General features: G+C 45.4%; 13 protein-coding genes. 10 read left to right on the top strand and 3 right to left on the bottom strand.

The genetic code is table 11. The features are described 5' to 3' along the window. Window positions 1–4 precede the first annotated feature (4 nt). Complete coding sequence (locus RAC89_RS26970; protein ID WP_306616819.1) at window positions 5–862, top strand: endonuclease/exonuclease/phosphatase family protein; 858 nt, start codon at window positions 5–7, stop codon at window positions 860–862. Between the two features lie 88 nt (window positions 863–950). On the opposite strand, the gene RAC89_RS26965 is transcribed toward RAC89_RS26970, so the two are convergent. Further along, a complete protein-coding gene (locus RAC89_RS26965) occupies window positions 951–1490 on the bottom strand; it encodes an NAD(P)H-dependent oxidoreductase (protein ID WP_306616818.1) in 540 nt (179 codons plus the stop codon). 255 nt (window positions 1491–1745) lie between these two features. Between RAC89_RS26965 and RAC89_RS26960 the strand changes: the two genes are divergently transcribed. Further along, window positions 1746–2117, top strand: a complete 372-nt coding sequence (locus tag RAC89_RS26960; RefSeq protein WP_306616817.1) for a winged helix-turn-helix transcriptional regulator — start codon at window positions 1746–1748, stop codon at window positions 2115–2117. Window positions 2118–2162: 45 nt separating this feature from the next. After that, the gene (locus tag RAC89_RS26955) at window positions 2163–2558 is read left to right on the top strand and encodes a winged helix-turn-helix transcriptional regulator (protein ID WP_306616816.1); all 396 of its coding nucleotides are present in this window, start codon (window positions 2163–2165) and stop codon (window positions 2556–2558) included. A 33-nt stretch (window positions 2559–2591) separates the two neighbouring features. On the opposite strand, the gene RAC89_RS26950 is transcribed toward RAC89_RS26955, so the two are convergent. Continuing rightward, complete coding sequence (locus RAC89_RS26950; RefSeq protein ID WP_306616815.1) at window positions 2592–3668, bottom strand: SDR family oxidoreductase; 1077 nt, start codon at window positions 3666–3668, stop codon at window positions 2592–2594. Window positions 3669–4015: 347 nt separating this feature from the next. Here RAC89_RS26950 and RAC89_RS26945 point away from each other — a divergent pair, with 347 nt between their 5' ends. Together RAC89_RS26945 and RAC89_RS26940 are read left to right on the top strand one after the other, a co-directional pair. Beyond that, the gene (locus RAC89_RS26945; protein ID WP_306616814.1) at window positions 4016–5203 is read left to right on the top strand and encodes a stalk domain-containing protein; all 1188 of its coding nucleotides are present in this window, start codon (window positions 4016–4018) and stop codon (window positions 5201–5203) included. A gap of 171 nt (window positions 5204–5374) precedes the next feature. Beyond that, on the top strand, window positions 5375–6850 hold the full coding sequence (locus tag RAC89_RS26940; RefSeq protein WP_306616813.1) for a serine hydrolase domain-containing protein: 1476 nt from the start codon (window positions 5375–5377) through the stop codon (window positions 6848–6850). A 21-nt stretch (window positions 6851–6871) separates the two neighbouring features. Here RAC89_RS26940 and RAC89_RS26935 read toward each other — a convergent pair whose 3' ends face one another. Next, window positions 6872–7099, bottom strand: coding sequence for a hypothetical protein (locus RAC89_RS26935; protein WP_306616812.1), 228 nt, complete (start codon window positions 7097–7099; stop codon window positions 6872–6874). A 311-nt stretch (window positions 7100–7410) separates the two neighbouring features. Here RAC89_RS26935 and cntA point away from each other — a divergent pair, with 311 nt between their 5' ends. From cntA to RAC89_RS26910, 5 genes are all read left to right on the top strand, one after another. Beyond that, entirely contained in the window at window positions 7411–9018 is a 1608-nt protein-coding gene (gene cntA, locus RAC89_RS26930; RefSeq protein ID WP_483874689.1) for a staphylopine-dependent metal ABC transporter substrate-binding lipoprotein, read from the top strand. 62 nt (window positions 9019–9080) lie between these two features. After that, window positions 9081–10013: a nickel/cobalt ABC transporter permease gene (gene opp1B / locus RAC89_RS26925; RefSeq protein ID WP_306616811.1), complete on the top strand. Its 933-nt coding sequence runs from the start codon at window positions 9081–9083 to the stop codon at window positions 10011–10013. Beyond that, window positions 10014–10907 carry a staphylopine uptake ABC transporter permease subunit CntC gene (gene cntC, locus RAC89_RS26920; RefSeq protein WP_306616810.1) on the top strand — a complete coding sequence of 298 codons (894 nt, stop codon included), beginning with the start codon at window positions 10014–10016 and terminating at the stop codon, window positions 10905–10907. It abuts the gene before it with no gap. A 7-nt stretch (window positions 10908–10914) separates the two neighbouring features. After that, a complete protein-coding gene (cntD, locus tag RAC89_RS26915; RefSeq protein WP_306617810.1) occupies window positions 10915–11745 on the top strand; it encodes a staphylopine uptake ABC transporter ATP-binding protein CntD in 831 nt (276 codons plus the stop codon). Then, window positions 11723–12466 carry an ABC transporter ATP-binding protein gene (locus tag RAC89_RS26910; protein WP_306616809.1) on the top strand — a complete coding sequence of 248 codons (744 nt, stop codon included), beginning with the start codon at window positions 11723–11725 and terminating at the stop codon, window positions 12464–12466. The genes cntD and RAC89_RS26910 overlap by 23 nt, the downstream gene beginning before the upstream one ends. Window positions 12467–12478 lie beyond the last annotated feature (12 nt).

Genomic DNA, 12478 nt, shown 5'->3' with positions numbered 1-12478 from the left:
ATGGATGACCTGTTTGCTAGTGTCCCTTATGGGCTTGACGATCACCGGCTGTTCTTCGGAGGGGCCGGTCTCCTCTGTGCAGATGGAACCGTCTCCGCTGAGGGTGATGACGTTCAATTTACGTACGGCCGCCGCCAAGGATAATCATCCTTGGGACAAGCGCTGGGTGGTAGCGAAAGAGCTGATCCTGAAGGAGAAGCCTGATCTCATCGGCACGCAGGAGGGGATCCGCAGCCAGCTGGATGAGCTTGCCTTCGGCATTCCGGGCTACAAGTGGGTCGGGGTCGGCCGGGAGAAGGGAAACCAAGGCGAATTCGCCGCCATCTTCTATCATACGGAGCGGCTGAAGCCGGTGAAAGATGATTCCTTCTGGTTGTCCGAAACGCCCGATGTTCCGGGCTCCAAGGGTTGGGGGAGCGCATATCCCCGCATGGTGACGCGGGTGCTGTTTGAGGATTTGAAGAACGGCGGCCGGCTCTATGTGCTGAATACGCATTTCGATAACGTTTCGGAGAACGCACGTCAGCATAGCGCCGAGAAGCTGGCGCAGGAAATCGGCAAGCTGGATCCGGATATCCCGGTTATCGTTACGGGAGATTTCAATGCGATCGTCGGGAGTCCGCCTTACAAGTATCTGGTCACGACAGGCGGCCTGAAGGATGCGGTCCAAGAAGCAAAGGATAAAGTGAACTTTGGTATCGCTACATTTCACAATTTTGCGGGGGGCGGAGGACGGACGAACATTGATTGGATTTTATACCGGGGTAACCTCGAGGTGAAAAGAAGCGAGAAGGTTACCTTCCAGCTTAACGGTCAGTACCCGAGCGATCATTATCCCGTTATGGTTGATATTGCAATTTGACGACGGTCGTCAGCCGCAGATGTAACCACGATAGGGGGACAGTCCCGCAGATTTCAAAGTTCTGCGAGGCTGTCCCTTTGGTTTGGAATCAATGGATGAGTGATTCCCTGGGAGCCTTTATTATTTCCGCGTACTTTTCTGCTACATGCGCCAATTCAGCGTCCGTAGCTTGCGTTACGCTGTAGGCAACGAATGCCGGAAGGAAGGTACCGTTGCATTTTGTCAGTGTTCTTTCGATTGGACGCAGGAGCTCGCTAATTGTATACATGTTTTCACCCCCCGACCTGTAGCATGGTTCCGTGCCTCCGGTCGTAGTGGCGATCATGAACTCTTTGCCGAGCAGATTCTCTCCCCCGGGACCAAAAGCCCAGCCAAACGTCAGTACATCGTCAAACCATTTCTTAAGCAAAGGGGGACAGCTGTACCAATAGAATGGGAACTGGAATACAATCCGATCGCATTGAAGCAGCATCCGCTGCTCTTTTTCAACGTTGATCTGCCATGTGGGGTATTCCAGATATAGATCACGAATATGAATATCAGCGTGTTTATTAAGCTCCTGGATCAAGGCCTTATTGGCTCGGGACTGATGTAATGCGGGGTGTGCGGCGATAACCATAATGTTCAAAACGATCATCCTTTATTCGCATTTTAGCAGCATCGCGATCTGCACTCCCTATTATTGGGGAGAAAGAGCATCTTGCAAAGTACGCTCTTTTTTCGTACTAGGTTCTGTCGAACATACAGTGGATCCCGTGGGGATATATGCCATATAGTACGTAAAACCGTACCATGTACGGGAAATGATCGTACTGTTCGATTTCCGGATACTCTGGTAAAGTGGCATTAGAAGAGTCATAATCAGTAACGTGGAGGCGGGAACATGCACGACGGAATACGCGAACCGAATCATCGTACACAAGGAATTATAGCGACGCTGCACGCGATCGGAGGAAAGTGGAAGCCGCTGATCCTGTTTATTTTGCTGCACGATGGGACTAAGAGATTCGGGGAATTGCGCCGGCTGCTCCCGAACATTACCCAAGGAATGCTTACGAGCCAGCTCCGAGAGATGGAAAAGGACGGACTTATCGAGCGCCGGATTTATCAGGAAATCCCGCCGAAGGTCGAATACTCGTTATCCGATCACGGAAAGACGCTAAGCTCGGTGCTGACCGATATGTGCGGATGGGGCTTCAAGCATATCGAATTTACGAAACAATCGAAGGCCGAATCGGAAAACGATCGGCACTAGAAAACATGATCATGTCCCAACGACAAGGAGGCGAAACGGTTCCCAATGCTCAAACCGGAGAAAACATTTAATACGGCAGTGGAAGTGACACTCGAGATAATCGGCGGAAAGTGGAAGCCGGTTATTTTATTTCATCTAACGTTTGGCAAAAAACGAAATGGAGAATTTCTTAGGTTATTGCCTGCCATAACACAAAAAGTGTTGACACAGCAGCTGCGGGAGTTGGAAGACGATGGTATAATAAAACGTACCGTTTATAATGAAATCCCACCGAAAGTGGAATATGAGCTGACGGAATTTGGATGGAGTCTTAAAGATATTCTCCATCTAATGTGCAGGTGGGGAGACTTGTATGTTGAACGGGCGTACGGTGGCAGGGCTAAGGTACTCTTCGGGATAAAGAAATTGATGAATAATGAACCGGAAGAAGCCGGCCCCTAGTATGCAGAACCGGCCTTGTAAACCGCTAGATAGTCAAGGAATCACTCTACGGCGACGGAGGTCGTCGAAAATGCTCATGAACATCGCTTCTGTATCAATAAATTCGTGGAAACCTAACCGGCGGGCCTTTGTGCCGTCAGCAAAAAAATCGTAGTCCCAGGAAAACACAAAGTCCCCGAAGCGCCAAGATGAAACGTCCTTGTAGCTGTTGTTCTCCAAGCCGTGCTTCTTGACCATTGTGTTCCACAACGGCTCTTTGTCCGCCATCACCACCTCTAACGGCATAGGCAGCGGAGGCGCGATCTCTAGTTCAAAATAATCGGCAATTTTCGGCCAGAGCTCACTCCAACGGAAGAGATCGCCATTATTGATGTTGAACGCTTGATTTGCGCAGCGGCTATCAGTCGCCGCCCAAACAGTTGCCTTTGCCAGCAGTTCCGCGTCGGTCATCTCCAGCAAGCTATGGTAAGCTCCCGGTTTACCTGGAAAGCGAAGCGGCAACCCGAGTTCTTTTGAAATCGAAGCATAGATCGCGATTACCATAGCCAAGTTCATCGGATTGCCCATAGCGAACCCGCAAACGACAGATGGACGAATCGCCGACCAAGTCCAATTCTGTCCTTGTTGCCGCTGTTCAAGAAATTGTTGTTGGTCGATGTTAAATTCCGGCGGCATGTGGCCGGCATCCGTTTCTTTAGCAGGTGTTTTGAATGGGCCGAGGTGAGCTCCGTATACTTTGTACCCTTGCATGAGACTGATGTGCTGAAGCGAAGGAGAACCCGGCTCAATCGCATTGATGACGTTAACAAGCATGGTAAGATTTGGTGGAACCAACTCAGCCCATGTAGGTCGATCTTGATACGCGGCATAGAAGATATGGGTGACTTCTGTGAGGTTGCCGAGTTTCTTTTGAGTATCTGTTTCATCGAGAAGATCGACGGAAATATACCTAACCTTATCGGATCGTTCACCTGCGCGTCTCGATATTCCGATGATGTCCCAATCAGGAAGCTTCATCAAATATTCAATAAGATTGCGTCCGATGACACCGTTAGCCCCAACTACAAGAGCAGTTTTGCGAACAGAGGGTTCACTGATATGAATATGCATATGCATTCCTTCCTTTCATATTGTTTTCTATGTCATTGTGCACCATCGGGCAGCAAGTGAATAGTACGCACTTTGAAGTAACGTAGTCACTTGAAAGAAATAATTAGCATCGAATGGGGCGACGTTTTAAATAGACAAAAGGGAAGCGTGAATCAACAAGGCGGATAGGAAAATAATATGCTAGCCTAAAATGCAGTACGTGGAACAAGCCTTAATTAATCATTCGAATGTCTTTGTTTTATATACTCCGTAGTTGTTTGTATTAAGTAAATATTAAAACATTATTCTAGCAACGAAGGAGGATACTGGCTCTTTTTTATGGAAATTTTAAAGATCTTGAATAAGGAATGATGAAATTGCGTAAATCCCTAATTTTGGTTATTTTTATAAGCCTCTTTTTAAATGTTTTCACTAATGCAAATGCTAGTGAGGTCAGGGTAGACCATGTCCATGTAACCATTAACAAGAGGCCAATGCATTTTGAGCAGCCGCCAATATTGCTTAACAACACAACAATGGTTCCAATGAGGAAGATCTTTGAAGAATTAGGAGCCGAAATCTCATGGCACGAAAATATTCAAACCGTAACGGGGACACGAGATAACAGAAAAATTCAGTTGCATATAGGGTCAACGGTAGCCGTCGTTAATGGAAAATATGTCATTCTAGAACAAGCTCCTGTAGTTGTTAAGGGAAATACGATGGTACCACTTCGTTTAGTAAGCGAGGCGCTAGGTACACAAGTCAACTGGGACCAACAGACGAGAACGGTAAGTATCATCGGCGTTAGTTCGCCACTAATGAGACCCAAATCGTCTCTTAGTGTTAATACGTTCAAGAATAAAGGGAAGATTGTCATCGGAACATCGGCAGAATACCCACCGTATGAATTCTATAAGATAATCAATGGGAAAGCGTCCATTATCGGATCCGATATAAAAATTGCAAATAGGATCGCTAGGGAGCTTGGCGTTTCTTTAGAAATAAAGGACATGAAATTTGGTGAATTGATAAATGCTTTGAAAAATGACGAGGTAGATATGGTTATTGCCTCGATGTCCCCCACAGAAGAACGTAAAAAGGTAGTCGATTTTTCAAACCTCTATTATGTTGCTAGGCAGGCTATCGTTGTTCGTGCAGAAGAGCGGGTTAAGTATATGGGGTTAAAGGATTTATCTGGAACGAAGATTAGTGTACAAGGTGAGTCAACCCAGGAATATCTTGTTCGAAAACAACTTAAGAATGCAAACATATCAACCCATAATAGAATTTCAGAAGTCTTTTCGGATTTAACGAATAAGCGAGCCGATGCCGTTGTCGTTTCGTCTGATGTTGCTTATGCATATATCAACCGTAACAATAATCTGTTCATATCGCCGGTACAATTGGTATACGAGGATTTTGGATCAGCCATTGCCTTTAAAAAAGGAACAAGTCCCGAAACGATAGATGGAATTAATCAAATCATCCGTACTTTTATTGAAAACAATGAGATTGTTGAATGGGTTGCTGAGGCTCATGAGTTAGTAGAATGATACCTACAACCCAAATTGAAACACGCACAAATTGCGGGTTTTTGTTTTCATTTAGACTAGTTCTTATCGCGGTCAAAAAAAAAGAAATTAATAAATAGCAAGAAAAACCCTCCTATTTTCTTAAGATTTGCCTGTTACAGTAGCTGTAACTAGTACGGAGGGAGTGTTACCATGACAACCGTTTATAAAAAACTAATTTTATGCTTGAGCAGTGCACTACTGATGTTGTCAATCCTGGCTAAACCTGTTGCTGCAATTGAGCTTCGAAACAATGCCGAACTACTTCAAGAAATTGATGATTACGTCAAAAAAAGCATGGAAGTCAACAATATTAAGGCTGCGGCTCTCGCGATAGCTAATAACGAAGAGGTACTCTATGCGACAGGTTACGGTACCTTTTCAGATGGCCGCGAAATCACCGGCAACACCCCTTTTCCCATTGCTTCTTTAAGCAAATCTTTCACGGCACTGGCAGTCCTGCAGTTGGTGGAAAAAGGACGAATCGACCTTGATACGCCTTACGCAGCCTACTTTCCAGAAATCTCTCCTAAGGATGAACGTGTTAATACCATTACGATACGGAATTTGTTGAATCAGACTACCGGTCTTAATGATAAAGTGAATCCTGACATGACACGTTCCCCCCAATATCAATCTCTGCGGGAGATTAATCAATCGTTAAGCATAGTCGAGCTTGCTAACAATCCCGCAAAATCCTATAACTATCACAACCCGAATTATCAATATTTGGCTCTTCTTGTGGAAAAAGTAAGCGGACAAAACTTCCACGCCTATATGCAAAAAAATATCTTCGAGCCGCTTGGTATGAGGCATACCTTCAGCGTTAGTAGTACGCAGCAAATTAATGATAATCCTGACATTCCGCGGGGGCATTATTTATTGCTAGGCCATCCTGTAAGGCAAGCTGAACCGCCTTGGTTTATTGACGGTCCAGCAGGTATTGTTTCAACTGCAGAAGATATGGCAAGATGGATGCTTGCTCAATCTAATGGACGTCTTCTTGTACCTGAGCTGATGGAGGAGTACCATAAGGCCGGACCGAGTGGCCCGTATGGAATGGGTTGGATGGCAGGGAAGGAGGAAAAGGGGGGGCGGACCATTTCTCATAACGGAATATTCTGGACGTATAAAGCAGAGGAAACGATATATTTGGACCAACAACTTGGCATCGCGATGATGTTTAACTCGGGATTAAATACCTTTGTCGATTATGGAGCTTTTGTCGACGGGATTGCAAAGATCGTTGGAGGTCAAACGCCCGAAGCTCCTATCGTAAACAGCAGTACCATGGAAAGATGTATCATTTTTTTCGTCATGTCTACAGTTGCTTGGGGTTTATTTTCATATAAACGTATCAATAGGAGCAGAAAGGGCATTTCGACCGGGAAATGGATTGTTTCATCGCTCGGTTGGCTGCTACCTATCTTGATCCTCTTGCTACTTTCACCATTAACTACATTTGTGGCAGCTGGGCGAGTATTGCCTTGGTTCGGGTTATGGACCACCATGGCATCTTTGATCATATGGATAGTTGTCATATCGCTTGTAAATTTAACAAATTGGGTATTTCTTACTAGGAAGTATTACCATGAGAGGAGAAAGAGTGGTTTTGAAATGAATGAGTGATACAGAGTAAGCCGGCTCAGGTCAAAGAAATTTGTCCGGCAGTGACTTAAGGATCTCCTCGTATTGGAGTGCAATAGCTATTTCCAATATGTGAACAGGGTTCTGGTAGGCGTAAGCCAGCAAGAGCTCCTTATTGAAATCATCGTCAGTCATTTTCAGTCTTCGTTTGATCAATTCCATCATTGCTCGTTGATTTCGAACATTTAGTTCTTCAATCTTGGTTACAGCTAATTCTATGTCATTTTGCATGATTCTCTCCCTGTCCAAAGCTTGGTACAATACTATTCGAAAGATAAGCGTCATTTTTGTCGATAAACAACCATATCCGGGAAGATACAATTTCACCATGACAAGGCTGCCGATAAGGATCGGTGGCCTTTGTTGCGCTAAGCGGCGAACCCTAGCTGCGGATGAAAGCTGAAAAGGAAAGTATTGACGGGAACCTAAAATTTGTATAGAATCAAATCGTAATAATTACAAATAAGTAAACGTTTTTTTGCCTTGCAGCACTTGTTTAGACTTCGTGGATTAAATGAATATTACTTTTGGGAGGATATTTCGTGACAAAAAGTGTGGTTATGTTTGTATCTGCTTTAATGGCCTTCATGTTACTGATAGCGGGCTGCAGTGACGGACGCAAGGTCAACACCGGAACGACAGATACAAGAAGAGAGATCGTGTATGCAACAGCCAAAGATATCAATGATATGAATCCCCATTTGTATCCGGGTTCAATGCCAGCCCAAGGGATGGTTTATGAATCTTTGGTCGAAAACACCGAGGACGGCATCAAGCCTTTATTGGCGGAATCCTGGAAAGTATCGGACGATGGTAAAACATACACCTTTCATTTAAGAAAAGACGTGAAATTTCACGATGGGGAGCCGCTCAACGCCGAAGCGGTAAAGAAAAATATAGAAGCTGTGCAAAGCAATGCAAGCAAGCATGCATGGATCAAGCTTTCAACGAAAATCAGCGGCTGCAATGTATTGGATGAACATACTGTCCAATTGGTATTGTCGGAACCTTACTATCCGGCGTTGCTCGAATTGTCGATGACCCGCCCCTTTGTTTTCATTTCACCAAAGAGCTTTATAAACGGAGAAACCAAGAACGGGGTAAGCAGCTACAATGGAACAGGTCCTTATAAGCTCGCAGAGCATAAAATCGATCAGTATGCCGTCTTCGAAGCTAACGAAAGCTATTGGGGCGGTGTGCCTCAAGTAAAGAAAATTACTGCTAAAGTCCTTCCGGCCGGGGAAACGACCTTCTTGGCTTTGAAAAAAGGAGAAGTGAATTTTGTATTTACGGATGATCGGGGTACGGATAGTCTTGATGTGGAAGCGATGAAAAAGCTAACGGATTCGGGTGACTACCAGCTTGTTAGAAGTAAAGCGATGAATACCAAGATGATCGTTGCCAATAGCAGTAAATCGAATCATCCGGTACATGAGACTGCCGTGCGTGAAGCGATATGGCATGCGATCGACCGGGATACGATTAGCAAGCAAATCTTCAACGGCACGGAATCAGCAGCACATACCTTATTCTCGACAAATGTAAATTACGCCGACATTGGACTGAAAAACCGCGTCTATGATCCGGAAGCATCTCAAAAAATTCTGGATGGAGCCGGATGGAAGCTGGAAGCGGGCCAAACGGTTCGAACGAAAAACGGAAGCAAATTATCTATGAAGCTATATTATGACGCCAGTTCTTCCTCCCAAAAGACACAGGCAGAGTTTATCCAAAGCTCGTTGAAAAAAATAGGGATGGATTTGGAGATCATCGGAGAGGAATCAAGCTCCATCGCGAATCGAAGATCCTCGGGGGATTATGATTTGTTATTTAATCAAACCTGGGGACTGGCTTATGACCCTCAAAGCACCATTGCTGCATTTACCACAAAGTCATCGTACTTCCATACAACCAGCGGCATGGCGAAGGCTGATGAGCTGTACAAGAAGATTGACCAGGTCATGGTGTCCATGGATGAGAACAGTCGAAAAGCACTATACGCTGATATCTTAAGAATGGTCCATGATGAAGCGGTCTTTATCCCCATTACCAATGGAAGCGTCACGATCGTTGCCCCCAAACAACTAAAGGGGATTTCCTTTAAGCAAACACAATTTGAGCTTCCTTTTGAGCGAATGTACTTTGAATAAACAGACAAATAGAAAGGGGGCATCCCCCTTTTATTTGTTTAGAAATAGGATAGAGGTGCGCCATGGGAACATATATCATCAAGCGGCTATTCATGTCCATTCCATTGCTTTTAACGATTACCTTTGTAACGTTCATCTTCATTCATTTATCTCCAATGGATCCGGCTGAAGTAGTGCTGCAAGCGCAAGGAGTACCCCAAATTACGGAGGAGTTAATCGCTCGGACAAAGGCGGAACTCGGCATGGATAAGCCGTTTCTGATTCAATACATTACTTGGCTCCTTGCGTGCATGCAGTTGGATTTTGGGTATTCCTATGTTACAGGGCAGCCTGTGTGGTCTTTGGTAGGTCCGGCTTTTCTGAATACGTTCAAGCTTACGGTAGTTTCGGTTCTTGTCATTATTGTCCTTTCTATTGGACTAGGCGTGTTATGTGCATGGAAAGAAGGAAAGTTATTTGATAAATCCGTTAGAGGCGTTAACTTTTTTCTGACGTCCATGCCTTCGTACGGACTGGCTGCGATACTGATCTGGTATTTTTCCGTAGAACTCGATTGGTTACCGACAAGCGGGATGGAATCGTACACGAGCTTTATTCTGCCGATTAGTGTCATTGCGATTAATTACACCGGCGTATATTTTCGAATCGTAAGAAGCTCTATGTTAAGCAACCTGCATGAGGACTATGTATTGTACGGTAGGGCTTGCGGATTGACGGAAAAGAAAGTAACGATGCGTATACTAAGAAATTCAATGCAGGTAGCCATCTCGGTTTTTTGTATGGCAATTCCTATTATTCTGGGGAGCACGGTCGTTGTGGAAAACGTGTTTGCATGGCCCGGCCTAGGGACTTTAAGCGTAAAATCCATTCTAAGCAGGGACTTTCCGCTTATCCAAGCCTATGTTCTTGTGCTGGCGGCAGCCTTTGTTGTGTTCAATACCGTTTCCGATGTGATCCATGCTGCAATGAACCCTAAGCTAAGAAAGGAGCTTTAGATGATACGGTTAAACCATCTATTCAAAGATAAAGTAGCAGCGATTTCTTTATCCATACTGACTCTAACGATGCTTGCCGGATTATTGGCACCTTGGGTCGCACCGCATGACCCCGAGGAAGTCCATATGGAGCTTCGATTTGCCTCCGCATCATGGGAGTACTTATTGGGCAATGATCATCTTGGTCGGTGTATCCTATCCAGATTAATATACGGAATCCGTCCCAGTGTGTTATGGGTACTGTTTGCTTTAGCTGTAACTATCTTATTCGGGGGAGTAGCAGGCTTCATTGCGGGCTATTTCCGGGGGAAAATAGATGCAATTTTGATGCGAGTTTGCGATATTATGCTTTCTTTCCCGGGATATGTCATGACTTTGGCGGTTATCGGCATTCTTGGCGTCGGTTTGGAGAATATTCTCATCGCGTTTATCTTGTCCAAGTGGGCATGGTTTGCTCGCATCATTCGGACCTCGGTAATGCAATTTTCCGAATCGGAATATGTCAAATTCTCCAAAGCGCTAGGCGTGAAGGATAGTAAAATTATGGTTAACCATGTTCTGCCGGTTGCCATTCCCGATATTGCAGTTATAGCAAGCAGCTCCTTCGGATCCATGATTTTGCAAATATCAGGCTTCTCCTTTCTCGGTTTAGGGATTCAGGCTCCTCATGCGGAATGGGGTATGATGCTAAATGAGGCGAGGGAGGTCATGTTCTCGCGTCCTGAACTCATGCTAGCTCCCGGCTTAGCCATCATCGTGACCGTATCGGCCGTTAACTTTTTGTCTGATGCGCTTCAGGTTGCGTTAGATCCTAAACTCATGACCTCTAAGAGGGTGACTACAGGTTACGCAATAGGATCTGCTGCCAGGCTTAAAGAAAGAGAGGTGGCCTAACCGAGTGATGAACTTATTGGAGGTTGCAAATTTGAAAATTTGGAATCATGAAACCGGGGAAGCGATTGTTCTTGATAGTTCCTTTCAGGTTAAAGAAGGAAGCTGTCTGGCTATCGTAGGAGAGAGCGGCAGCGGCAAGTCCGTAACCTGCAGGGCGATTATGAGATTGAACAAAGCCGGGCTCCGTCAATCGGGGGACATTTGGTTCAGAGGAGAAAGCTTGACCACACTTACAGATAAGGAAATGCGGAAGAAAAGAGGGAAACAGATCTGCATGATTATGCAAAATGGCATGCGCGCATTCGATCCCTCACGCGTGGTTGGCGTTCACCTTAAGGAGACTCTCGAGCAGCATTACGGCTGGAGCCGTGAGGAAATAACGAACCGAATGAAGCATGCCATGGAAAGCGTAAGGTTGATGAACCCCATTGAGGTGATGAATAAGTATCCGCACCAGCTTTCCGGGGGGATGCTGCAGCGGGTAATGATTGCTCTATCCATCGTATTGGAGCCCGACATCATCATCGCTGACGAACCGACAACGGCACTCGATACGATTTCGCAATATGAGGTTGTCGAACAATTTATTCAGCTGCGGGAACGGATGGGCTGCTCCATGATTTTCGTCTCACACGATTTGGGCGTTGTTAGAAAAATGGCCGATGAAGTTTTGGTCATGAAGGATGGAGTCATTGTTGAGAGGGGGACAACGAAAGCGATTTTTTCCGGGGCGCAGCAGGAATATACCCGGTACTTAGTATCCACGAAGCAAGTGATACATCAGCATTTTACGCAAATTATGGGGGGTGTCGGCATTGCTGAGCGTTCATCGTGTTGAGAAATCCTATAAACAAGGCGGATTGTTCTCATCGAAGAGACAGCGTGTATTGAAAGGCATCAGCTTCGAAATGCAGCCCGGGGAATGTCTCGGCATTATCGGAGAAAGCGGAAGCGGCAAATCCACATTAGGGCGGCTGCTATTGGGTATTGAAAAGCCGGATGAAGGCTCGGTTCTGTTTGAGGGAAAGAGTGTAGGGGACCGAAAATCCAGATGGGGAAACATTAGTGCCGTATTTCAAGACTACACCTCTTCCATCAATCCCTTCTATTCGGTGGAGGAAGCCATCATGGAGCCCTTGAGGATGAAAAAATATAGTCAGAAAGAAAGACAAAGTAAGATTGATCTGTTATTGCATCAAGTGGGACTTGATCCGTCCTATCGAAAAAAATACCCCCATGAGCTTTCCGGGGGAGAGGCTCAAAGGGTGTGTATTGCACGCGCTGTTTCTACGGAACCGAAATGCATTATTTTAGATGAAGCCATCAGCTCTCTGGATGGGTCGGTACAAATACAAGTGCTTGAATTGCTAAGGAGCTTGAGGAAAATGTACAGCATGGGATATATCTTCATAACTCATGATATACAGGCTGCAGCCTATCTATGTGATAGGGTCATGATCATTAGAAATGGGCGGATCGAAGAGATGGTTACTATAGGAGAGCTTAAGAACGTTCAGTCATCGTATGCGAGAATGCTGCTGCAGATGATCATCGCGTAAGTTGATCCGGAA

The organism is Paenibacillus sp. GD4 (assembly GCF_030846225.1).
Classification (GTDB): domain Bacteria; phylum Bacillota; class Bacilli; order Paenibacillales; family NBRC-103111; genus Paenibacillus_G; species Paenibacillus_G silviterrae.
Note: the sequence above shows the minus strand (reverse complement) of the source record. Positions and strands in the feature narration are given on the sequence as shown.